21 protein-coding genes are annotated in these 22203 nt (G+C 72.9%); 14 read left to right on the plus strand and 7 right to left on the minus strand.

What is annotated here, in order from left to right; all coding sequences use genetic code 11:
- From ACYVKY_RS16070 to ACYVKY_RS16110, 9 genes are all read left to right on the plus strand, one after another.
- A partial coding sequence (locus tag ACYVKY_RS16070) for a molybdopterin dinucleotide binding domain-containing protein (RefSeq protein WP_460435995.1) occupies positions 1-815 on the plus strand: 815 nt, incomplete at its 5' end.
- Positions 816-817: 2 nt separating this feature from the next.
- Positions 818-2218, plus strand: a complete 1401-nt coding sequence (gene nuoH, locus ACYVKY_RS16075; RefSeq protein ID WP_460436012.1) for an NADH-quinone oxidoreductase subunit NuoH — start codon at positions 818-820, stop codon at positions 2216-2218.
- Complete coding sequence (gene nuoI / locus ACYVKY_RS16080) at positions 2211-2903, plus strand: NuoI/complex I 23 kDa subunit family protein (protein ID WP_460435996.1); 693 nt, start codon at positions 2211-2213, stop codon at positions 2901-2903. The genes nuoH and nuoI overlap by 8 nt, the downstream gene beginning before the upstream one ends.
- Positions 2900-3931 carry an NADH-quinone oxidoreductase subunit J gene (locus tag ACYVKY_RS16085; protein ID WP_460435997.1) on the plus strand — a complete coding sequence of 344 codons (1032 nt, stop codon included), beginning with the start codon at positions 2900-2902 and terminating at the stop codon, positions 3929-3931. The genes nuoI and ACYVKY_RS16085 overlap by 4 nt, the downstream gene beginning before the upstream one ends.
- Positions 3928-4227, plus strand: coding sequence for an NADH-quinone/ubiquinone oxidoreductase subunit 4L family protein (nuoK, locus tag ACYVKY_RS16090; protein ID WP_460435998.1), 300 nt, complete (start codon positions 3928-3930; stop codon positions 4225-4227). Before ACYVKY_RS16085 ends, nuoK begins: the two co-directional genes overlap by 4 nt.
- Before the next feature lie 43 nt (positions 4228-4270).
- Complete coding sequence (gene nuoL, locus ACYVKY_RS16095; protein WP_460436013.1) at positions 4271-6205, plus strand: NADH-quinone oxidoreductase subunit L; 1935 nt, start codon at positions 4271-4273, stop codon at positions 6203-6205.
- Between the two features lie 2 nt (positions 6206-6207).
- The gene (locus ACYVKY_RS16100) at positions 6208-7767 is read left to right on the plus strand and encodes a complex I subunit 4 family protein (protein WP_460435999.1); all 1560 of its coding nucleotides are present in this window, start codon (positions 6208-6210) and stop codon (positions 7765-7767) included.
- 5 nt (positions 7768-7772) lie between these two features.
- A complete protein-coding gene (nuoN, locus tag ACYVKY_RS16105; RefSeq protein WP_460436014.1) occupies positions 7773-9416 on the plus strand; it encodes an NADH-quinone oxidoreductase subunit NuoN in 1644 nt (547 codons plus the stop codon).
- A 1-nt stretch (position 9417) separates the two neighbouring features.
- Complete coding sequence (locus tag ACYVKY_RS16110; protein WP_460436000.1) at positions 9418-10410, plus strand: polyprenyl synthetase family protein; 993 nt, start codon at positions 9418-9420, stop codon at positions 10408-10410.
- Positions 10411-10598: 188 nt separating this feature from the next.
- Here ACYVKY_RS16110 and ACYVKY_RS16115 read toward each other — a convergent pair whose 3' ends face one another.
- From ACYVKY_RS16115 to ACYVKY_RS16125, 3 genes are all read right to left on the minus strand, one after another.
- Positions 10599-12602 carry a PhoX family protein gene (locus ACYVKY_RS16115; protein ID WP_460436001.1) on the minus strand — a complete coding sequence of 668 codons (2004 nt, stop codon included), beginning with the start codon at positions 12600-12602 and terminating at the stop codon, positions 10599-10601.
- A gap of 74 nt (positions 12603-12676) precedes the next feature.
- Positions 12677-13651 carry an EamA family transporter RarD gene (gene rarD / locus ACYVKY_RS16120; protein WP_460436002.1) on the minus strand — a complete coding sequence of 325 codons (975 nt, stop codon included), beginning with the start codon at positions 13649-13651 and terminating at the stop codon, positions 12677-12679.
- Positions 13648-14214: a maleylpyruvate isomerase N-terminal domain-containing protein gene (locus ACYVKY_RS16125; RefSeq protein ID WP_460436003.1), complete on the minus strand. Its 567-nt coding sequence runs from the start codon at positions 14212-14214 to the stop codon at positions 13648-13650. The genes rarD and ACYVKY_RS16125 overlap by 4 nt, the downstream gene beginning before the upstream one ends.
- Here ACYVKY_RS16125 and ACYVKY_RS16130 point away from each other — a divergent pair.
- Positions 14120-15238: an App1 family protein gene (locus tag ACYVKY_RS16130; RefSeq protein ID WP_460436015.1), complete on the plus strand. Its 1119-nt coding sequence runs from the start codon at positions 14120-14122 to the stop codon at positions 15236-15238. The two genes, ACYVKY_RS16125 and ACYVKY_RS16130, sit on opposite strands and share 95 nt — an antisense overlap.
- Before the next feature lie 22 nt (positions 15239-15260).
- Here the strand turns inward: ACYVKY_RS16130 and rfbB are convergent, their stop codons facing one another.
- Both rfbB and ACYVKY_RS16140 read right to left on the minus strand, forming a co-directional pair.
- Positions 15261-16256 carry a dTDP-glucose 4,6-dehydratase gene (gene rfbB, locus ACYVKY_RS16135; RefSeq protein ID WP_460436004.1) on the minus strand — a complete coding sequence of 332 codons (996 nt, stop codon included), beginning with the start codon at positions 16254-16256 and terminating at the stop codon, positions 15261-15263.
- Positions 16253-17047 carry a GntR family transcriptional regulator gene (locus ACYVKY_RS16140; RefSeq protein ID WP_460436005.1) on the minus strand — a complete coding sequence of 265 codons (795 nt, stop codon included), beginning with the start codon at positions 17045-17047 and terminating at the stop codon, positions 16253-16255. The genes rfbB and ACYVKY_RS16140 overlap by 4 nt, the downstream gene beginning before the upstream one ends.
- Before the next feature lie 97 nt (positions 17048-17144).
- Between ACYVKY_RS16140 and serA the strand changes: the two genes are divergently transcribed.
- From serA to ACYVKY_RS16160, 4 genes are all read left to right on the plus strand, one after another.
- Positions 17145-18344, plus strand: a complete 1200-nt coding sequence (serA, locus tag ACYVKY_RS16145; protein WP_460436006.1) for a phosphoglycerate dehydrogenase — start codon at positions 17145-17147, stop codon at positions 18342-18344.
- Between the two features lie 6 nt (positions 18345-18350).
- Entirely contained in the window at positions 18351-18782 is a 432-nt protein-coding gene (locus ACYVKY_RS16150) for a MarR family winged helix-turn-helix transcriptional regulator (RefSeq protein WP_460436007.1), read from the plus strand.
- A 73-nt stretch (positions 18783-18855) separates the two neighbouring features.
- Complete coding sequence (locus ACYVKY_RS16155) at positions 18856-19338, plus strand: MarR family winged helix-turn-helix transcriptional regulator (protein ID WP_460436008.1); 483 nt, start codon at positions 18856-18858, stop codon at positions 19336-19338.
- Entirely contained in the window at positions 19335-20939 is a 1605-nt protein-coding gene (locus ACYVKY_RS16160; protein ID WP_460436009.1) for an MFS transporter, read from the plus strand. The genes ACYVKY_RS16155 and ACYVKY_RS16160 overlap by 4 nt, the downstream gene beginning before the upstream one ends.
- Positions 20940-20997: 58 nt before the next feature.
- On the opposite strand, the gene ACYVKY_RS16165 is transcribed toward ACYVKY_RS16160, so the two are convergent.
- Both ACYVKY_RS16165 and ACYVKY_RS16170 read right to left on the minus strand, forming a co-directional pair.
- Complete coding sequence (locus tag ACYVKY_RS16165; RefSeq protein WP_460436010.1) at positions 20998-21711, minus strand: DsbA family oxidoreductase; 714 nt, start codon at positions 21709-21711, stop codon at positions 20998-21000.
- Positions 21712-21751: 40 nt separating this feature from the next.
- A partial coding sequence (locus tag ACYVKY_RS16170; RefSeq protein ID WP_460436011.1) for a helix-turn-helix domain-containing protein occupies positions 21752-22203 on the minus strand: 452 nt, incomplete at its 5' end.

The following is a 22203-nucleotide window of genomic DNA, read 5'->3' on the forward strand; positions in this document are numbered from 1 at the left end:
AGGTCGATGCGGGCCTGGATCTGCTCCTCGCTCGCCCGCGCCACCTCGCCGCCGCCGCTGCGGGCGAGCTCGACGCGCTGGTCGTCGGCGGCGTCGACCCCGACGACCTGGCCGACGGCCGCACCGCGCACGCCGCGCTCGAGGCCGCCCCGTTCGTGGTGAGCCTCGAGGTCCGCGGGTCCGCGGTCACCGCCCACGCCGACGTCGTGCTGCCGGTCGCGCCGGTCGCCGAGAAGGCCGGGGCGTACCTGAACTGGGAGGGCCGGCTGCGCCCGTTCGACGCCGTGCTCGACTCCCGCGCGATGAGCGACCTGCGGGTGCTCGGTGCGGTCGCCGACCAGATGGACGTCGACCTCGGCCTGCGCGACGCGCTGCAGGCCCGGGCCGAGCTCGCCGAGCTCGGCGGCTGGGAGCGGGGTGCCCCCGCGCCGCAGGTCGCCCCGGGCGAGCCGGCCGCGCCGGCGCCCGGCGAGGCCGTCCTGGCCACCTGGGCGCTCATGCTCGGCACCGGTCGGCTGCAGGACGGCGAGCCGTTCCTCGCGGGCACCGCGCACCGCGCGCACGCCCGGATGAGCCCGGCCACGGCCGAGGCCGCCTCCGTCACCGACGCCACCCGCGTGCGGGTGGCGACGGCCGACGGGTCGGTCACCGTGCCGCTCGTCGTCACCGACATGCCGGACGGCGTCGTCTGGCTGCCGTCGGCGAGCCAGGGCTGCGACGTGCACCGCGACCTGCGCGCCGGCGCCGGCTCGCTGGTGCGGGTGAGCGCGGCACCGGTCGAGGTCACGGCCACCACCGAGGGGAGCCCGGCGTGAACGTGCTGCAGGCAGGGACGCTGCACTCGGCGGTCGTGACCGACCCCGGCACCGCCGACTTCAGCCAGGACAACGGCTGGGTCATCGCGGGCAAGATGCTGTTCGTCTTCGTCTTCCTCGTGGTCAACGTGCTCGCGGCGATCCTGCTCGAGCGCAAGATCATCGGGCGGATGCAGAACCGGCCCGGCCCGAACCGCGCCGGCCCGGGCGGTGTCATCCAGTCGCTCGCCGACGGCGTCAAGCTGATGCTGAAGGAAGACATCATCCCCAAGGGCGCCGACCGGACGCTCTACATCCTGGCGCCGGCGATCGCGGCGATCCCGTGCTTCCTGTCGTTCGCGGTGATCCCGATGGGCCCCGCGGTGCAGATCCCGTTCACCGACGTGGTGACGCCGCTGCAGATGACCGACCTGCCGGTCGCGGTGCTCTACATCCTCGCCGTCACCAGCATCGGCGTGTACGGCCTGGTGCTCGCCGGCTGGGCGTCCGGCTCGACCTACCCGCTGCTCGGCGGCGTCCGTTCCACGGCGCAGGTCATCTCCTACGAGCTGTCGATGGGCCTGGCGCTGGTCAGCGTCTTCGTCTTCGCCGGCTCGATGTCGACCTCCGAGATCGTGAACAGCCAGAACGACCTGTGGTGGGGCATCCCGCTGCTGCCCGCGTTCGTCGTCTACGTCATCTCGATGGTGGGCGAGACCAACCGGCTCCCGTTCGACCTCCCCGAGGCCGAGGGCGAGCTGGTCGGCGGCTTCCACACCGAGTACTCGGCGCTGAAGTTCGCGATGTTCTTCCTCGCCGAGTACGTCAACATGGTCACCGTCTCGGCCCTGGCGACCACGCTGTTCCTCGGCGGCTGGCGCGCCCCGTGGCCGCTGTCGTCCATCGGCGAGGGCATGCTCAACGAGGGCTGGTGGCCGCTGCTGTGGTTCACCGTCAAGGTCTGGCTGTTCATGTTCCTGTTCATCTGGCTGCGCGGCTCGCTGCCGCGGCTGCGGTACGACCAGTTCATGCGGTTCGGCTGGAAGGTGCTCATCCCGATCGCGCTGGTCTGGATCGTGCTGTCCGGCCTGGTGCGCGCGGCGCAGACCTTCCTCGAGGTCGACGTCCGCTCGCTGCTGGTGCCGGCCGCCATCGTCCTGGGCGTGCTCGCCGTCGGCCTGTACCTGCTCGAGCGGCTCAACCCGCCCAAGGACGAGCAGGCCGACGCACCGGGCGAGTTCGACGCGTTCGCGGGCGGCCACCCGGTGCCGCCGATGCCCGGCCAGGCCCTGCCGCCCTCGCGGCGCCGGGCCGCGCGCGAGCCGGTGACGGTGGGCGCGCCCGAGCTGACGAAGACCACCGCGTCGACCACGACCGACGCGACCGCCGCCGACGGCTCCACCGAGGAGGACACCCGTGGCTGACCAGACCCCGGCACTGCCCGAGGGCAGCCGGCCCAAGAAGGGCAACGCCCTCACCGAGCTGCTCGCGCCCGTCGCCGGCTTCGGGGTCTCGTTCCGCACCATGTTCCGCAAGGTGCAGACCGAGCAGTACCCCGAGCAGAAGGTGCCGACCCAGCCGCGCTACCACGGCCGGCACCAGCTGAACCGGCACCCGGACGGCCTGGAGAAGTGCATCGGCTGCGAGCTGTGCGCGTGGGCGTGCCCGGCCGACGCGATCTACGTCGAGGGCGCCTCGAACACGCCGGAGGAGCAGTTCTCGCCCGGCGAGCGGTACGGCCGCGTCTACCAGATCAACTACCTGCGCTGCATCTTCTGCGGGCTGTGCATCGAGGCGTGCCCGACCCGGGCGCTCACGATGACGAACGAGTACGAGCTCGCCGGCCCCTCCCGCGAGGGGCTCATCTACGAGAAGCAGGACCTGCTCGGCCCGATGCTGCCCGGCATGCTCGCCGCACCGCACCCGATGGCGCCGGGCACCGAGGACACCAGCTACTACCGCGGCGAGGTCACCCGCGCCGTGCCGGAGCAGGTCGCGTGGGTCACCGCGCACCGTCCCGACGACGACAGCCTGCGCCAGTTCGGCGTCGACGCCCCGTCGGGCTCGCAGGCGTCGCAGGCCGGCTCGCAGGCCGGGGGTGGGTCGTGAGCCTCGTCCACGTGCTCGCCGCGCAGGCGCCGACCGTGCCCGTGGTGCCCGCCGACCCGCAGCTCGGCAGCGCCGAGACGGTGCTGTTCTGGATCCTCGCGCCGCTGATGGTGATCGCCTCGCTCGGCCTGCTGTTCGTGAAGAAGGCCGTGCACGCCGCGGTGCTGGTCGCGTTCACGATGATCTGCCTGGCGGTCATGTACGCCGCCCAGGACGCCCAGTTCCTGTTCGCCGCGCAGATCGTCGTCTACACCGGCGCGGTCATGATGCTGTTCCTGTTCGTGCTGATGCTGGTCGGCGTCGACTCGGCCGACTCCCTCGTCGAGACGATCAAGGGCCAGCGCTGGGTCGGGCTGCTCACCGGGTTCGCGATCTTCGTGGTCGTCGGCGGCGGCATCACCGGCTACGCGTTCAGCATCGTCGACTGGACGATCCGGCTGCCGTTCGGCGCCGACCCGCTGCGCCTCGGCGAGCCGATCGGCCTCGACGCCGCGAACGCCGACGGCAACCCGGTCGGCGTCGCCCGCGAGGTGTTCGGCCGCTACGTCTTCGCCTTCGAGGTCGTCGCCACCCTGCTGGTCATCGCGGCGCTCGGCGCCATCCTGCTCACCCACCGCGAGCGGCTCACCGCGCGGCCCACCCAGGCCTCGCTGGCCCGCGACCGGGTGCGGCAGGGCACCCAGGTACCGCCGCTGCCCGCGCCGGGCGTCTTCGCCCGGTCGAACGCGGTCGACACCCCGGCGCTGCTGCCCGACGGCAGCCCCAGCGAGCTGTCGGTGTCGCGCGTGCTCGCCGTCCGCGGCCAGAACCGCTCGGCCGACCGGCTCGCCGGCCAGGTCGACGTGCTCCAGGACGAGATCGCCGGTCACCCGCGCGGCCGCGACGTCGCCGGCACGGGCCGTGACACCGGCAACGCCTCGCCCGAGACCGGCGACGACGCCGTCGGCTCGCCGCCCGGCGACCCGGCCGACCCCGCCCGCCAGGGCGGCACCCAGGGGAGCGCCGACGCGCCGGAGGGGACCCGATGACCGTCACCGCCTACCTGGTGCTGGCCTGCCTGCTGTTCTCGATCGGCGCGGCCACGGTGCTCGTGCGCCGCAACGCGATCGTGGTGTTCATGGGCGTCGAGCTGATGCTGAACGCCGCGAACCTGGTGCTGGTCACCGCCGCCCGCCAGCAGGGCAGCCTCGAGGGCCAGGTCATCGCGTTCTTCGTGATGGTCGTGGCCGCGGCCGAGGTGGTCGTCGGGCTGGCGATCATCGTGTCCATCTTCCGCACCCGCAGGTCCGCGTCGGTCGACGACGTCAACCTGCTGAAGTACTGAGGGCCTCGGTGGCCGTGATGGAGGGACGGATCAGGTGAACCCCCTGACCGCAGTGCAGACCGCCGGCGAGGCGGCGCACGGGACCGCGATCGCGGCCGAGGGCGTGGTGTCGTCCGCGTGGCTGCTGGTGGCGCTGCCGCTGGCCGGCGCCGCCGTGCTGCTGCTCGGTGGCCGGCGCACCGACCGCTGGGGCCACTGGCTCGGCGTCGCGCTCTCGTGGGGCTCGTTCGTCGTCGGGGCCGTGGTGATGCTGCACCTGCTCGGCCTGCCCGCCGAGGAGCGGACGCAGGACGTGCACCTGTACTCGTGGGTGCCCGCCGGCAGCTTCGTGGTCGACGCGGGGCTGCGCATCGACCCGCTGTCGATGACGTTCGTCATGCTCGTGACGTTCGTCGGGTCGCTGATCCACGTCTACTCCGTGGCGTACATGGAGCACGACACCGACCGGCGCCGGTTCTTCGCCTACCTGAACCTGTTCGTGGCGGCGATGCTGCTGCTGGTGCTGGCCGACAGCTACCTGCTGCTCTACGTCGGCTGGGAGGGCGTCGGCCTGGCGTCCTACCTGCTCATCGGGTTCTGGAACCACCGGCCCGAGTACGCCACCGCCGCGAAGAAGGCGTTCGTCCTCAACCGCATCGGCGACGTCGGCCTCGGCCTGGCGATCATGGCGATGTTCGTGGTCTTCGGCGCCGTCGACTTCGACACGGTGCTGAACGGGGCCCCCGACGCGTCCGAGGGCTGGCTGACGTTCATCGGCCTGATGCTCCTGCTGGCCGCCTGCGGCAAGTCGGCGCAGTTCCCGCTGCAGTCCTGGCTCGGTGACGCGATGGCCGGCCCCACGCCGGTGTCCGCGCTCATCCACGCCGCGACCATGGTGACCGCCGGCGTCTACCTCGTCGTGCGCTCGGGGGCTGTGTTCGAGGGTGCGCCGTCGGCGCAGCTCGCCGTGGTGGTGGTCGGTGCGATCACCCTGGTCTTCGGGGCGATCGTCGGCTGCGCCAAGGACGACATCAAGAAGGCGCTCGCCGCCTCGACCATGTCCCAGATCGGCTACATGATGCTCGCCGCCGGCCTCGGCCCGGTCGGCTACGTGTTCGCGATCTTCCACCTGGTGACGCACGGCTTCTTCAAGGCCGGCATGTTCCTCGGGGCGGGGTCGGTCATGCACGGCATGGACGACGTCGTCGACATGCGCCGCTTCGGCCAGCTCGCCGGGTCGATGCGCACCACCTGGCTCACCTTCGGCGCCGGCTGGCTCGCGATCATCGGCTTCCCGCTGCTGTCCGGATTCTGGAGCAAGGACAAGATCATCGAGGCCGCGTTCATGCCGGTCGAGTCGGAGTGGCGCGCCTGGGTGTTCGGCCTGGTGACGCTGCTCGCCGCCGGGCTCACCGCGTTCTACATGTCGCGCCTGTTCTTCATGACCTTCCACGGCCGCAAGCGCTGGGCCGACTCCGCGCACCCGCACGAGTCGCCGCTGCTGATGACCGTGCCGATGATCGTGCTCGCCGTCGGGTCGGTGGTGCTCGGCGGGCTGCTGGCGCTCAACAGCTCGTTCGTGCACTGGCTCGAGCCGGTGGTGCCCGAGGAGCACGTCGAGCCGGTGCTGCCGGTGCCGGTGATCACCGGCCTGACGATCGCGCTCATGCTCGTGGGTGTCGCCCTCGCGTGGCGGCAGTACCACCTGTCCGACGTCGGTGCGCCGAGCACCTCGTTCCCGGCCAAGGCGGCCCGCGCCGACCTGTACCAGGAGGTCGTCAACCAGGCGGCCTTCGAGCGCCCCGGCCTGTACCTGACCCGGTCGCTGGTCTATGTCGACCAGGCCGGCGTCGACGGCGCGGTCACCGGCGGTGCCCGCCTGACGACCGGCCTCGGCGGCTGGTTCAGCAGGTGGCAGAACGGGTTCGTGCGCTCGTACGCGTCCTTGATGCTCGTCGGCGTCGTCGTGATGGTCGCCGCCGTCCTGGTGGTGAGGTGACCATGGAGACGTTCCCCTGGCTGACGACGATCGGCCTGCTGCCCCTCGTGGGGTCGCTGCTGCTCGCCGCCCTGCCCGCGGGGCTGCGCCGCCTCTCGCGCGAGATCGCCCTCGGCGTCTCGCTGCTGGTGCTCGGCGCGGTCGTGTACGTCGCGCTGCAGTTCGACGTCGCCCGCGGCGGCGAGTACCAGTTCACCGAGACCGCGAGCTGGATCCCGCAGTTCGGCGTCTCGTACGCGCTGGGGCTCAACGGCATCGGCCTGGTGATGGTCGTGCTGTCCGCGGTCCTCGTCCCGGTCTGCATCCTGGCGTCGTGGCACGACGCCGGTGAGGACCCGCATCGGCTGCGGCTGTTCTTCGCCCTCGTGCTCGTGCTCGAGACGATGATCATCGGCGTCTTCGCCGCGCGCGACGTGTTCCTGTTCTACGTCTTCTTCGAGGCGATGCTCATCCCGATGTACTTCCTGATCGGGTCCTTCGGGGGCGCGCAGGGCAAGTTCGCCGCGATGAAGTTCCTGCTGTTCTCGCTCGCCGGCGGGCTGATCATGCTCGTGGCGCTGATCGGCCTGGTGCTGGGCCTGCGCGACCCCGCCACCGGTCAGCTGGCGATCGAGCCCGGGGCGTTCCTGATCGAGAACCTGGTCGGACGCGAGTACGGCACCGCCGTCGAGCGGCTGCTGTTCGTCGGGTTCTTCATCGCGTTCGCGATCAAGGCGCCGATGTGGCCGGTGCACACCTGGCTGCCCGACGCCGCCGCGTCGTCCACGCCGGGCGGTGCCGTGCTGCTCGTCGGCGTGCTCGACAAGGTCGGCACCTTCGGCATGATCACCCTCTGCCTGCCGCTGTTCCCGGACGCGAGCCGCTGGGCCGCACCCGTCGTCGTGGTGCTCGCGGTGATCTCGGTGCTCTACGGCGCGCTGCTCGCCATCGGCCAGAGCGACCTGAAGCGGCTCATCGCCTTCACGTCGATCTCGCACTTCGGGTTCATCGTGCTGGGCATCTTCGCGATGACGTCGTCGGGCCAGGCCGGCTCGGTGCTGTACATGGTCAACCACGGCTTCTCGACCGCGGCGCTGTTCCTGGCGGCCGGCATGTTCATCGCCCGCTACGGCACCTCGCGCATCGCCGACTACGGCGGCGTGCAGCGGGTCACCCCGCTGCTGGCCGGGTCCTTCCTGGTCGCCGGCCTGTCGTCGCTGGCGCTGCCGGGCCTGTCGAGCTTCATCAGCGAGTTCCTCGTGCTGGTGGGCACGTTCGTCCGGTACCCGGTCGCCGCCGTGCTGGCGACGCTGGGCATCGTCCTGGCCGCGCTCTACATCCTGCTGACCTACCAGCGGATGGCGACCGGCCCGGTGCCCGAGTCGATGAAGGGCGCGCCCGACCTGCGGGCACGCGAGATGTGGGTGATGGCGCCGGTCCTGGCCGTGATCGTCGCCCTCGGCTTCGTGCCGAAGCCCGTGCTCGACGTCATCAACCCGGCGATCGAGCAGACCATGGAGCACGTCGGCGTCACCGACCCCGACCACCTGGTCACCCACGCCGAGGACGGAGCCGACCAGTGAGCCTGATGTCCGTGGCCGCCGCCGCGCTGCCCGCCTCGCTCGTCCCCCCGGGGTCGACCGCATTCACGCCGCCCCAGATCGACTGGGTCGCAGCCGCTCCCGTGGTCACCGTCCTCGGTGCCGCGGTGGTCGGCGTGCTCGTCGAGGCGTTCGTGCCCCGCGCCGCGCGCCGCGCCACCCAGCTCGTCCTCGCCGGCGTCGGCCTGCTCGCGTCACTGAGCTTCGTGGTGTGGATGTGGGAGAAGGACGAGACCCGCGCGGTCGTCGCGTCGACCCTCGACCCCAACCACCTCGGCATGCAGCAGGACAAGGTCGCGCTGTTCCTGCAGGGCACGCTGCTCGTGCTCACCGCGCTGGCGCTGCTCGTCCTGGGCGAGCGCGGCGGCGGCCGGCTCGAGTCGTTCGCCGCGCAGGCCGCGACGACGCCGGGCTCGGACGAGGAGCGGCTCGCGAACGAGGCGGGACGCCAGAGCACCGAGGTCTTCCCGCTCACCATGTTCGCCGCCGGCGGCATGATGATCTTCTCCAGCGCGCAGGACCTGCTGACGATGTTCGTGGCGCTCGAAGTGTTCTCGTTGCCGCTCTACATCATGTGCGGCCTCGCCCGGCGCCGGCGGCTGCTGTCGCAGGAGGCCTCGCTCAAGTACTTCCTGCTGGGCGCGTTCTCGTCCGCGATCTTCCTGTTCGGCATGGCGATCGTCTACGCGATCACCGGCACCGTGACGATCAACGGGATGGGCGCGACGCTCGCGGGCGCCCGCCAGGCCGGCATCGACCTCACCGCGCAGTACCCGTTCCTGGTCGCCGGCATCCTGCTGGTGCTGGTCGGCCTGCTGTTCAAGGTCGGCGCCGCGCCGTTCCACGCCTGGACGCCCGACGTCTACACCGGTGCCCCCACGCCGGTCACCGGCTTCATGGCGGCGTGCACGAAGGTCGCCGCCTTCGGTGCGCTGGTGCGGCTGCTCTACGTCTCGCTCGCCAACGTCGAGGAGATCCTGCAGCCCGCGCTGTGGGCCGTCGCCGCGCTGACGATGGTGATCGGCTCGCTGGTCGCGATCCGCCAGCTCGACGTGAAGCGGATGCTCGCGTACTCCTCGATCGCCCACGCCGGGTTCATCCTCACCGGCCTGGTCACGGTGCAGGAGGCCGGCATCGTCGGCGTGCTGTTCTACGTGCTGGCCTACGGCCTCACCACGGTCGCCGCGTTCGGCATCGTCACGCTGGTGCGCTCGCTCGACGAGGACGGCAACGACGTCGGGGAGGCCACGCACCTGTCGCAGTGGGCCGGCCTCGGCCGCCGCTCGCCGGTGCTCGCCGCCGCGTTCACGTTCCTGCTGCTCGCGATGGCCGGCATCCCGCTCACCAGCGGCTTCATCGCCAAGGTGGGCGTGTTCTCCGCGGCCGTCACCGGTGGTGTGGCGTGGCTCGCGGTGCTGGGCGTCCTGGCCAGCGCCGCGGCGGCGTTCTTCTACCTGCGCGTCGTCGTCCTGATGTACTTCACCGAGCCGTCCACCGAGAGCACGACCGTGGTCGTCGGCGGGTGGCTCACCGGCACGGCGATCGCCGTGGGCGTGCTGGCGACGCTGGTGCTCGGCGTCTTCCCCCAGCCGTTCCTCGACCTGGCCGGCGCCATCACGGCCGCTCCCTGACGTGCAGACCCAGGTGCCCGCCGACGAGTCGGTCGTCGACGCCGTCACGCGCCGCCTCGAGGAGGTCGAGGTGCGGCTGCGCGACGCCGTGTCGCACACCGACGACCTCGCCGACTCGGTCTCGCGGCACCTGGTCGAGGCCGGTGGCAAGCGGACGCGTCCGACGCTGACGCTGCTCGCGGCGCACCTCGGCGACCCGACGCGTCCGGAGGTGCTCGACGCCGCCGTCGTCGTCGAGCTGACGCACCTGGCCACGCTGTACCACGACGACGTCATGGACTCCGCGCCCACACGGCGCGGTGCGCCGGCCGTGCACGCGCTGTGGGGCAACAACGTCGCGATCCTCACCGGCGACCTGCTGTTCGCGCGGGCCTCGCGGGTCGTCGCCGGGCTCGGCCCGCAGGCGGTGCGCATCCAGGCCGCGACGTTCGAGCGGCTCTGCCTCGGGCAGATGCACGAGACGGTCGGGCCGCGTGGCGACGAGGACCCCGTCGCCCACTACCTGCAGGTGCTCGCCGACAAGACCGGCTCGCTCATCGCGACGTCCGGCCGCTTCGGCGCGATGTTCTCCGGCTGCTCGCGCGAGGTCGTCGACGTGCTCGTCGACTACGGGGAGAAGGTCGGCGTGGCCTTCCAGCTCGCCGACGACGTCATCGACCTCACCGCCGACCCCGAGGTCACAGGCAAGACCCCGGGCACCGACCTGCGCGAGCGGGTGCCCACCCTGCCGGTGCTGCTCGCCCGCCGGGCCGCCGCCGACGGCGACACCGACGCCGCCAAGGTGGTCGAGCTGCTCGACGCCGACCTCGACGACGACGACGCCCTCGCCGAGGCCGTGCGCGCCGTCCGCGAGCACCCGGTCACCGACGAGACCCGCCGCCAGGCCCGCCGCTGGGCCGACGACGCCGTCGCCGCGCTCGACGCCCTGCCGGACGGCGAGGTCCGCACCGCCCTGGCCGACCTCGCCGGCCAGGTCGCGTCCCGCACCGCCTGAGTCCCGCCCCCGCTCCGCCGGTCGTCACGATCGGCGCGCCGAGACCGCAGTCGTCGGGCGAGAGAGCGTGCGCGACGCCCAGGTACTGCGGTCTCGACTCCGTTCCCGACAGGGTCCCGGCGGCAGCGGACGCGGCGACGCCCTCCGTCCCCGAGCGACGGAGGGCGCCGGACGCGACGCGGGTGGCCTCAGCCGCGGACGACCTGGACGACCGTGGGGCGCGGGCCCCTGTGCTGCCCCGGCGCCGGGGTGCCGGTGGCGCCCACGTAGTCGGGGAAGTACGACTGCGGCGCGTCCCAGGTGCCGTCCTCGCCCGGGTGCTGGACGGCGACGAGCACGGTGGCGTCGCGGTCGCGGATCACCGGGCCGCAGGTCTCGGCGCCCGCGGGGACGGCGAGGAACTGCTGCACCCGGCCGCGCTCCGGGCCGTCGACGGGCACCTTGAACAGCCCGTCGTTCAGCCCGAGGGCCGACGGCTGGCCGTCGGTCGAGACCCACAGGTTGCCGGCGCTGTCGAAGGCGACGTTGTCGGGGCACGAGATCGGCGACACCGGGCCGGTGTAGCCGCCGAAGTAGGTGCCGGCCGTCGCGGGGTCGCCGCAGATCAGCACCAGGTTCCAGGTGAACGTCGGCGCGGTGTGGTCGCCGCCGTCCGGGATCATCTCGACGACGTGCCCGTCCTTGTTCGCCGCCCGCGGGTTCGGCTCGTCGACCTGCGCCGCGGTGCGGGAGGTGTTGTTCGTGCACGCCACGTAGACGCGGCCGTTCACCAGGTTCGGCTCGACGTCCTCGGGACGGTCCATCTTCGTGGGCTGCACCGCGTCGGCGGCCAGCCGGGTGAAGACGAGCACCTCCGCGGTGGTGAAGCCCGGCACGACCGACTCGCCGCCGGCGGTGAGCGGGATCCACTCGCCGGTGCCGTCGCTGACGCCGTCGCCCAGGCCGTCACCGGTGTAGCGCGCGACGGACAGGTCGCCGTTCGAGAGCAGGGTCTTGTTGTGCTCGCGCGCAGCCTCGCCGCTGCCCTTGCGCATCGTGTCGCGCGAGACGAACCGGTAGACGTAGTCGAAGCGCTCGTCGTCGCCCATGTACGCGACGACGCGGCCGTCGGCGTTCACGACCACGTTGGCGCCCTCGTGCTTGAACCGGCCCATCGCGGTGTGCTTCACCGGCTTGCTGTTCGGCTTCATCGGGTCGAGCTCGACGACCCAGCCGAACCGGTTGGGCTCGTTGGCGTACTCGGGACGGGTGGCGTCCCAGCGCGGGTCGACCGAGCGCCAGTTCCGCGAGTCCTGCTTGCCGAGGCCGTAGCGCGCCTCGCGCGGGGTGCCGGTGGCGAGGAAGTACTGGTTGAAGTTCTCCTCGCCCGACAGCACGGTGCCCCACGGCGTGGTGCCGCCGGCGCAGTTGTTCATCGTGCCGCGGACGCGGACGCCACGCGGGTCCTCGACCGTCTTCAGCAGGTCGCTGCCGCGTGCGGGGCCGTCGAAGACGAACTCGGTGTCGAGGGTGATGCGCCGGTTGCGCCGGGCACCGACCTGCACCTCCCACGCCGCGCCGGGACGCTTGCGCTTCACCTCGACGACCGACATGCCGTGGGCCGCCCAGGCGGTGCGGACCACGGTCTCGGCGGGGGTTCCGGGCGGGAACATGATGCCCTCGTTGGTGTACTCGTGGTTCGCCACGAGCAGCCCCTTCTTGCCCCCCTCGAGCTCGATCACGTCGAGGTAGTCGCAGTTGTAGCCGAACTGCTGGGCCTGCGCCTGCGGCGTCTGCGCATTCGGGTCGAACGCCGGTGCACCGGCGAACAGCGGGTCGCCCCAGCGGATCACGGGCTTCCAGGTGTACCCGACCGGGACGGTGAACGCGTCGACGGTGCGGGCGACCGGCGCGATCGGAGTGAACAGCAGCGTGCCGCTGTCACGGGCGGCGGCGCCACCGGGGGCGGCGGCGGCCGGACGGGCTCCGGCGCCGGCGAAGGTCAGCGCCAGGGCGGCGCCGGCGCCGCCGAGCAGGGTGCGTCGGCTGAGCGCGGCGCTCGCGACGTCGCGGAAGTACTCGTTGTCGGAGGCGTTCGGCACCGGCTGCGAGCACGCGTCGCCGCAGCGCAGGTGGCAGGTCACGGGGCTGCGGGTGCCGTGGGTGCGGCCCCACATGGGCAGCAGGCGGCGGTTCTCGGGGGCGATCGTCACGGTGTGGCTCGTTCCTTCTCGCGTCGTTGCCCGGCGGTGCCGCCGGATCGCCTCGGACGCTAGGAGCCGTGCCCCTACCTGCAGTCGACGACCGCGTGGCCGGCCGGTGAAGTCTGGGTGACCCGTGCGCGTCCGGCCGACCGCAGCGTGTCGACGGTGAGGACGGCGAGCGCCGTCCAGACCAGGCCGAAGCCGATCCAGCGCGCCGTCGGCATCGGCTCGTGCAGCACCACCACGCCTGCCAGCAGCTGCAGCGTCGGCGTGACGTACTGCAGCAGACCGACGGTCGACAGCGGGATGCGGCTCGCGGCCGCCGCGAACAGCAGCAGCGGGACGGCGGTCGCGACACCCGTGCTGGCGAGCAGCAGCGCGTGCACGGGCCCCTCGCTGCCGAAGGTGGCCTGGCCGCTCGCATGCAGCCAGACCAGCGCCGCGAGCGCCGGCAGCGTCAGCACCGCGGTCTCGACCGAGAGGCTGTGCACCGCGCCGACGGAACCGCCGAGCCGGTTCTTCATCAGGCCGTAGAGCCCGAAGCTGCACGCGAGGGTGAGCGCGATCCAGGGCACGCCGCCGTAGGCGACGGCCAGCACCCCGACCGCGACGGTGCCGACCCCGACCGCCACCCACTGCAGCCGGCGGAGCCGCTCGCGCAGCACGACCACGCCGAGCAGCACCGTCACGAGCGGGTTCACGTAGTAGCCGAGCGCGGTCTGCACGACCTGGCCGGACGTCACGCCGAGGATGTAGACGAACCAGTTCACGGCGATCAGGACGGCCGCGGCGGTCAGCAGCAGCATCGAGCGGCGCGAGCGCAGCACGACCCCGATGCCGCGCCACGAGCGCATGACGGTGAGCAGGACGCCGCACACGACCACCGACCACAGCACGCGGTGCAGCAGCACCTCGAGCGCGGGCGAGGGCGCCATCAGCAGGAAGTAGAGGGGGAACACCCCCCACAGCGCGTAGGCGCCGAGCCCCATCAGGACCCCGGTGCGGCCGCTGTCGGTGGCGCGTCCTGCCTCGGTGCGGGGGTCGGGGGGCGCGCTCACCCGCCCACGGTAGGTGCCCACGCGGGGTCGCGGCCGAGCAGGGTCAGCACCTGGACCCACCCGTCGTCGACGGACGCCGACGGGAGCGACCGGGCGAACGCCTCCAGCAGCGCGTCCGCCGACGTGGTGAACGCCGCCGGCGTGAACGGGACGTGGGCGTAGGCGTCGACCGGGGCGTCGCCGTCCTGCGCCGCGGCGGCGAACCCGCGCTGCTGCCCGACGACGTGCGCGAGCAGGGTCGCGAGGTCCCACGCCGCGCAGGGGGTGGGACGGGCCAGGTCGGCGTCGCCCACCTGCGCCACGAGGTCACCGAGGTCGCGCAGGGCGCGCGCGTGCAGCGCTCGCCGCTCGTCCGGGGTCGTGGTTCGATCGTCGCACCGGGTCGGCGTGTGGGACAGTGCCGTCCCGGCCCCGACGCGCCCAGGAGGACACCACGTGACGAGCACGACCCGAGCGCCCTCGCGGACGCTGCACCGGGCGGCCCGGCTCGAGGACCTGTTCCACGCCCGGCTCGAGCAGAAGGTGATCGACAGGGGCTGGCAGCCGCAGGTCACCGCGTACACCGGGTACGGGGCGCCGGGCTGGGTGCGGGTGCTCGCGCGGGTGCTGCGCACGCGGCCGAGCCCGAGCAGCACGCCCGACGAGCTGCGTCGCGGCTGGCACCAGTTCGTGACCGTGCCGGCGGTGGGCGTGCAGGTGCGGGTGCAGGCCGGGGGCACCGAGACGGTGGTGACCACCGACCGCGGCGGCTACGTCGACCTGCGCGTCGACTGCGACCTGCCGCCGGGGTGGCAGGAGGTCGGCCTCGAGGTCCTCGGCCCCGACCAGGGCGGCCAGGTCGAGGCGGTGCAACCCGCGGACGGCGACGACCCGTCCGACCCGGCCGACGCCGACCGCGACACCGACGACGACGGTCGCGACGCCCCCGCCGCGTACGAGCCGCAGGGCGAGATCACGGCGCCGGTGCTGGTCATCGACCCCGACGCCGGGCTGGGCATCGTGAGCGACATCGACGACACCGTCATGGTGACCTCGCTGCCGCGCGCCGTGCTCGCGGCGTGGAACACGTTCGTGCTGAACGAGCACGCCCGCCGTCCGGTGCCCGGCATGGCGGTGCTGTACGAGCGGCTGGTGAACGCCCACCCGGGAGCGCCGGTGATCTACCTGTCCACGGGTGCGTGGAACGTGGCGCCGACGCTGACCCGGTTCCTGTCGCGGCACCTGTACCCGCGCGGGCCGCTGCTGCTCACCGACTGGGGCCCCACCAAGGAGGGCTGGTTCCGCAGCGGGCAGAACCACAAGCGGCAGACGCTGCGCCGGCTGGCCGAGGACTTCCCGGGCGTGCGCTGGCTGCTGATCGGCGACGACGGCCAGCACGACCCCGACCTGTACTCCGAGTTCGCGCGCACCCACCCCGACAACGTCGCGGCGGTCGCGATCCGGCACCTGCTGCCCACCGAGCAGGTGCTGGCGAGCGGCCTGCCCGTGCCGATGGACCAGGCCAAGTCGGTGCCCGGCACCCCGTGGGTGCAGGGCACCGACGGCGCGGCCCTGTCGGCGAGGCTGTCCTCGCTCGGTCTGCTCTAGCTGCTCGTTCTGCTCGAGCGGGTCAGCGCCCGAGGCGCTGGTAGGTCTGCTCGGTCTCGGCCTTGGCCGCGCGCCACCACTCCTGGTTGTCGGTGTACCACTGCACGGTCTGCTCGAGGCCGGCGCGGATGTCCCGGTACCGCGGCGCCCAGCCGGTCTCGGTGCGCAGCTTGGTCGAGTCGATCGCGTAGCGCAGGTCGTGGCCGGGGCGGTCGCTCACCAGGTCGAACCAGTCGGCCGGCTTGCCCATGATGTCGAGCAGCAGGTCGACGATCTGCTTGTTGTTCTGCTCGCCGTCGGCGCCGATCAGGTAGGTCTCGCCCGGGCGGCCCTTCTCGATGATCGTGACGACGGCGTCGTTGTGGTCGTCGACGTGGATCCAGTCGCGCACGTTCGTGCCCTGGCCGTAGAGCTTGGGCTTCACGCCCTCGAGGATGTTCGTGATCTGGCGCGGGATGAACTTCTCGACGTGCTGGTACGGGCCGTAGTTGTTCGAGCAGTTCGACAGCGTGGCCGTGATGCCGAACGAGCGGATCCACGCGCGCACCAGCAGGTCCGCGCTCGCCTTGGACGCCGAGTACGGGCTCGAGGGGTTCACCGGGGTCTGCTCGGTGAAGCGGTTCGGGTCGTCGAGCTCGAGGTCGCCGTACACCTCGTCGGTCGAGACGTGGTGCAGCCGCTTGCCGTGCCGGCGCACCGCCTCGAGCAGGCGGTAGGTGCCGATGATGTTCGACTCCACGAACGGCCACGGGTCGTCGAGGGAGTTGTCGTTGTGCGACTCGGCCGCGAAGTGCACGACCACGTCGGTGTCGGCGACGAGTCGGTCGACGAGGTCGGCGTCGGCGACCGACCCCTCGACCAGCTCGACGGTGTCGCGCACCGGCGCGAGCGTCGAGGGGTTGGCGGCGTAGGTGAGCGCGTCGAGGACGGTCACCTGCCAGTCGGGACGGGTGCTGCGCAGGCGCAGCACGAAGTTGGCGCCGATGAAGCCGGCGCCGCCGGTGACCAGGACCTTCATGGGGTGTTCTCCTCGGTGGGGGTCGGGTGCTGCTGGACGTCGATCTGCTGCAGGCCGGGCGGTTCGGTGCCCGGGGGACCACCGGCGAACTCGACCTCGAGCGAGAACCGGTGGGCCAGGTAGCGGTGGTCGGCGAGGGCCACGGGGGAGCCGTCGTCGCCGACGGCGAGGCGCCGCACGAGCAGCAGGGGCGTGCCCGTGGGGGCGCCGAGCAGGTCGGTCTCGTCGGCGCGCAGCGCGCCGGCGGTGATGCTCTGGCGCACCCGCGCCAGCCGGACGCCCTCGGCGCGCAGGGTCGCCCACACCCCGGGGTCCGCGGCGCGTGCCGGGCTGATGGGCCCGGCGAGCGCGGCCGGGACCCACTCGGTGGTGACGTCGAGCGGGGCCTCGCCGACCGAGCGGACGGTGACGACCCGCAGCGCGGCGGCGCCCTCCGCGAGCCCGAGCGCCGGTGCGACGTCGGCGGGCGCGCGGTCGAGGCCGATCGCGACGACGGCGCGGCGGGCGCTGCGGCCGGCGTCGGCGAGCGCCGAGCCGGCGTGCCGGAAGGTGCCGAGCGCGAGCCGCTGGTGGAACGGTCCGCCGACCGCGAACCAACCGGAGCCGCGGCGGGAGTCGACCAGCCCCTCCTCGCGCAGCAGCTCGAGCGCGCGGCGGACGGTGACCCGGCTGACGCCGTGCCGGGCGCCGAGCGCGGCCTCGCTCTCCAGGGCGCCGGAGTCGTCGAGCCCGCCCAGGGCGATCTGCTCGCGCAGCGCCTGGGCGACCTCACGGAACCGGTGGGTTGTCATTAACCTGTATCAGACAAGTACCGACCCTGTGCTGTCAAGCTGACCGGATGCCGGACGCGGTCCGTCCCACGTCCTGGTCTGCTGCGACCATGGACCCGTGCTGAAGGCCCTGCTGCTCGAGAACCTGCACCCGCTCGCGACCGCCCTGCTGGAGGAGTCCGGCGTGCAGGTCGAGACCCGCCCGGGCGCCCTCGACGAGGACGAGCTGCTCGAGGCGCTCGACGGCGTCCACCTGCTCGGCATCCGGTCCAAGACCGAGGTGACCGCGCGCGTGCTCGAGCAGGCCCCCGACCTGCTCGCCGTCGGTGCGTTCTGCATCGGCACCAACCAGATCGACCTCGCCGCGGCGGCCGGCAACGGCGTCGTGGTGTTCAACGCCCCGTTCTCCAACACCCGCTCGGTCGTCGAGCTCGCGATCGCCGAGATCATCGTGATGGCGCGCCGGCTCACCGAGAAGGACCGCGCGCTGCACGACGGCCGGTGGGAGAAGTCGGCCACCGGCAGCCACGAGATCCGCGGCCGCCGCCTCGGCATCGTCGGCTACGGCAACATCGGCAGCCAGCTGTCGGTCGTGGCCGAGGCGCTCGGCATGCAGGTCTACTTCTACGACACGGCCGACAAGCTCGCGCTCGGCAACGCCCGGCGCTGCTCGTCGCTGCACGAGCTGCTCGAGGTGGCCGAGGCCGTCACCCTGCACGTCGACGGCCGGCCCGGCAACGCCGGTTTCTTCGGCCGCGAGCAGTTCGAGCGGATGCGGCCGCGCTCGCTGTTCCTCAACCTGTCCCGCGGCTTCGTCGTCGACTACGACGTGCTGCGCGAGCACCTGGTGTCGGGCCACATCGCCGGCGCGGCGGTCGACGTCTTCCCGGACGAGCCGAAGCAGAAGGGCGACCCGTTCGAGTCCTCGTTGCGCGGCATCCCCAACGTGGTGCTCACCCCGCACATCGGCGGCTCGACCGAGGAGGCGCAGGAGGACATCGGCCGGTTCGTCGCCACCAAGCTGCGCGACTACGTCGAGCGTGGTGCGACGACGCTGTCGGTCAACGTCCCCGGGCTGGCGCTCGAGGCGCACCCGGGCCTGTGCCGCATCACGCACGTGCACCGCAACACCCCGGGCGTGCTCGCGACGGTGAACCGGATCCTGGCCGAGCACGGCTCGAACATCGAGGGCCAGCTGCTCGCCACGTCCGGCGACACCGGGTACGTCGTCACCGACGTCGCCGGCCCGCTGCCCGCCGACCTGGTCGAGGAGCTGCGCGCGATGCCGGAGACCGTCCGCGTCCGCGTGCTGGGGTAGACCGTCGTGCGCGAGGAGGACGTGCAGCTGCTCGAGCGCGAGCTCGGGGTGCTGCTGCGCCGGGCCCGGGGCACCTGGGGCCAGCTGGCCCGCGAGGTGCACCCCGACCTCGAGCCCGCCGCCTACGGCATCCTCGCCCGCATCGCCGACGCCGGCGACGCCCGCCTGACCGACCTGGCCGCGTGGTTCGGCGTCGGCAAGCCCACGATGTCGCGGCAGGTGTCGCAGCTCGAGCGGCTCGAGCTGATCGAGCGCACGCCCGACCCCGACGACGCCCGGGCCCAGCGGGTAGGGCTCACCGCCGAGGGCGCCGAGCGCGTCTCCCGGGCGCGACGCGCCCGCAACGCGCACTTCCGCGAGCGGCTGGCCGCCTGGCCGGCCTCGGACGTCCGCGCCCTCGCCGACCTGCTGCACCGCCTCAACGCCACCGCCGATTAGCCCTCGCACGACAGTTGCTGGGAGCAACCATCGAGGTATATGGTTGCCGAAGGCAACTGAGGTGGAGGGCGGCATGACCAGGGACGCGGTGCGGGAGATGGCGGTCGAGGTGCACCGGTTGCAGGTCACCCACCGCGACCTCAAGCGCACCCTCGAGGCCGGCGGGCGCTGCAGCCTGGCGGCCCTCGGGGTGCTGCGGTCGGTGCAGGCGCACGGCCCGTGCGTGCTGGGCCGCCTCGCCGACGACACCGGTGTCGACACCTCGGTCGTCAGCCGCCACGTCACCGGACTCGTCGAGGCCGGTCTGGTCGAGCGCACCGTCGACCCCGCCGACGGCCGGGCGCACCCGGTGAGCATCACGCCCGAGGGGGAGCGGGTGCTCGCCGAGGTCGGCGCGTCGATGCTGCGCCGCTGGGACGACGCGCTCGCCCACTGGACCGACGCCGAGCTCGCCGACCTCGCCGCCACCCTGCGCCGCCTGCGCACCGACCTCGACCCCGACCGGGACGCGCCCACCGCCGCCCCCACCCAGACCAAGGAGCCCGTCCCCGCATGACCGCCGTCCACGAGAACCGCACGGCCGCAGCGTCGCTCGAGAAGGAGCAGCCTGCCCGCACCAGCCGGCGCGAGGTGCTCGTCCCGCTGTCGGGCCTGCTGCTCGGCCTGCTCACCACCATCCTCGCCAGCACCGTCGTCGGCACCGCGCTGCCGGTGATCGTCGCCGACCTCGGTGGCAGCCAGTCGGCCTACACCTGGGTCGTCATCTCGACCCTGCTGGCGATGACGGTCAGCACCCCGGTGTGGGGCAAGCTCGCCGACCTGCTCGACCGCAAGCTGCTGATCCAGCTCTCGCTGGTCGCGTTCGTCGCGGCGTCCGCGCTCGCCGGGCTGTCGCAGGAGACCTGGCACCTCATCGCCGTCCGCGTGGTGCAGGGCCTGGCCGCCGGCGGCGTGATGTCGCTGTCGATGGTCGTGATCACCGACATCATCAGCCCGCGCGAGCGCGGCCGGTACGTCGGGATCATGGGTGGCGTCATGTCGATCGGGACGCTCGGCGGCCCGCTCCTCGGCGGCATCCTCACCGACGCGCTCGGCTGGCGCTGGACGTTCTACGCGGGCATCCCGCTCGCCGTCGCGGCGCTCGTCGTGCTGCAGCGCACCCTGCACCTGCCGGCGCGCACTCGACGGCGCGTCCACATCGACTACGCCGGAGCGGTGCTCATCGCGGGCGGTGTCAGCGCGCTGCTCGTCTGGGTCTCGCTCGCGGGGGAGACCTTCGAGTGGGTGTCCGGCTGGTCGGCGCTGCTCGTCGGCCTCGCGGTGGTGGGTCTCGCGCTCGCGGTGTGGGTCGAGAGCCGCTCTCCCGAGCCGCTGATCCCGCTCGACCTGTTCCGCAACCGGACGCTGACGCTGTCCGTCGTCGCGAGCATGGGCGTCGGCGTCGCGATGTTCGGCGGCTCGGTCTTCCTCGCGCAGTACATGCAGCTCGCGCGCGGGCTGTCGCCGACGGCGTCCGGCCTGCACACCGCCCCGATCGTCATCGGCTCGCTCGTGGCCTCGACCGTGATCGGGCAGCTCGTCACGCGCACCGGCCGCTACAAGGGGTACATGATCGGCGGCGCCGCGCTGCTCGTGGTGGGGCTCGCCCTGATGGGGACGATCGACGCCGGCACCTCGTTCTGGCTGCTGTCGCTGTACATGGTGCTGATCGGCGCCGGCATGGGTGCCTGCATGCAGAACCTGGTGCTGGCGACGCAGAACACCACCGACATCCGGCAGATGGGTGTCGCCACCGCCACCGTCACGTTCTTCCGCAGCCTCGGCGGCGCGGTGGGCGTCGCGGTGCTGGGTGCGGTTCTCGCGCACCGGGTCTCGGCCGGCGTCGCCTCGGGCCTCGCCGACCTCGGCATCGCGCTGCCGGCGGGCCAGGAGGGCGCGGTGCCGAAGGTGTCCGAGCTGCCCGAGCCGGTGCGGGCCGTCGTCGAGCAGGCCTACGCCGGCGGTGTCGCCGACCTGTTCCTGGCGTCGGTGCCCCTCGCCGTGGTCGCGCTCGTCGCCATCTGCTTCCTGCGCGAGGTGCCGCTCGGGCGCAAGACCGGTGTGCAGCAGCGCGCCGAGGTCGAGGCCGAGATCGAGGTCGACGCCACCCGCGTCTGACCCCGGACGTGCGAGAGGGCGGGAGCGGCGAGCACGCCGGTCCCGCCCTCGTCGTCGATCAGATCGCGCAGCTGTCGTCGTCGCAGGACGGGGCGTCGGCCGCGCCCGCCGGGGTGAGGACGCTGACGGGCGTGCGTGCCGCCCAGGCCTGCTCGAGCGCCGCCAGCACGTGCTCGGCCGGCTGGGCGCCCGAGACGCCGAACTTCCCGTCCAGCACGAAGAAGGGCACGCCGGTGATGCCGTAGGAGCGGGCCTGGGCGACGTCGCCGCGGACGGCGTCGGCGTACTCGTCCGAGGCCAGCACGCGGCGCACCTCGTCCTCGTCGAGACCGGCGGCGACCGCCACCCGGGTGAGCTCGTCGTGGTCGGAGACCGACAGGCCGTCGGCGAAGGTGCCGGTGTCGAGCGCCTCCTTCAGCTCGTGCTGCACGCCGCGCTCGTGCGCGAGGTGGAGCAGCCGGTGGGCGTCGAAGGTGTTGCCGCCCTGCATCAGGTCGAACCGGAAGGTCAGGCCGTCGGCCGCGGCGGTGGCGGTCATCTGGTCGAGCATCTGCTGCGCCTCGGGGAGGCTGCGGCCGTACTTGCTCGCCAGCAGCTCGGCCTGGCCGCCACGGGCCTCGGTGCTCGGCGGGGCCGTGGGGTCGAGCTCGAAGGAGCGCCAGACCACCTCGACCTCGTCGCGGTGCTCGAAGGACTCCAGGGCACGGGCGAAGCGGGCGCGTCCGACGCTGCACCAGGGGCACACCACGTCCGACCAGATGTCGATCCTCATGCCGGTGGCAACACCCGGGCGACCGGGACGCTTCCCCGGCTCACGCCTCCATCCGGGTGGACGCCCGGTGCAGGACGAGCAGCACCTGCAGGTCGAGCGCGCGCCGCTGCCAGCCGTCCCCGAGCAGCCGGTCGAGCGTGGCGAGCCGCTGGTAGAGGGTGTTCACGTGGACGCCGAGCGCGGCGGCGGTCGGCGTCGGCCGCCGCCCGTGCTCGAGGTAGGTGCGCAGGGTCTCGACGAGCGGCACCTGGCGCACCCGTTCCTCGGCCAGGACCCGGCCGAGCTCGCGCTGCACCTGGTCGGCCAGCTCCTGGCGGCCGGTGCGGCTGAGGAGCACCGCGAACACGCCGAGCTCGTCGGCGCCGGCCAGCTCGCCGTCGCGTCCGAGGGCGGTGAGGGCGCGGGCGGTGCGGGCGGCGTCGGCGTGGGCGAGGCGCAGCCCGGGTGCGGCCACCGGGCCCGCGAGCCCCGCGGTCGGTGCCCCGTTCCGCC

It is taken from the genome of Angustibacter speluncae, assembly GCF_054777815.1.

Excerpts from the sequence above, each read along its gene's own strand:
- nuoK (WP_460435998.1), top strand. The coding sequence starts at position 3,928 with ATGACCGTCACCGCCTACCTGGTGCTGGCCTGCCTGCTGTTCTCGATC.
- ACYVKY_RS16100 (WP_460435999.1), top strand. The coding sequence starts at position 6,208 with ATGGAGACGTTCCCCTGGCTGACGACGATCGGCCTGCTGCCCCTCGTG.
- nuoN (WP_460436014.1), top strand. The coding sequence starts at position 7,773 with ATGTCCGTGGCCGCCGCCGCGCTGCCCGCCTCGCTCGTCCCCCCGGGG.
- rfbB (WP_460436004.1), bottom strand. The coding sequence starts at position 16,256 with ATGAAGGTCCTGGTCACCGGCGGCGCCGGCTTCATCGGCGCCAACTTC.
- ACYVKY_RS16140 (WP_460436005.1), bottom strand. The coding sequence starts at position 17,047 with ATGACAACCCACCGGTTCCGTGAGGTCGCCCAGGCGCTGCGCGAGCAG.
- ACYVKY_RS16155 (WP_460436008.1), top strand. The coding sequence starts at position 18,856 with ATGACCAGGGACGCGGTGCGGGAGATGGCGGTCGAGGTGCACCGGTTG.
- ACYVKY_RS16160 (WP_460436009.1), top strand. The coding sequence starts at position 19,335 with ATGACCGCCGTCCACGAGAACCGCACGGCCGCAGCGTCGCTCGAGAAG.
- ACYVKY_RS16165 (WP_460436010.1), bottom strand. The coding sequence starts at position 21,711 with ATGAGGATCGACATCTGGTCGGACGTGGTGTGCCCCTGGTGCAGCGTC.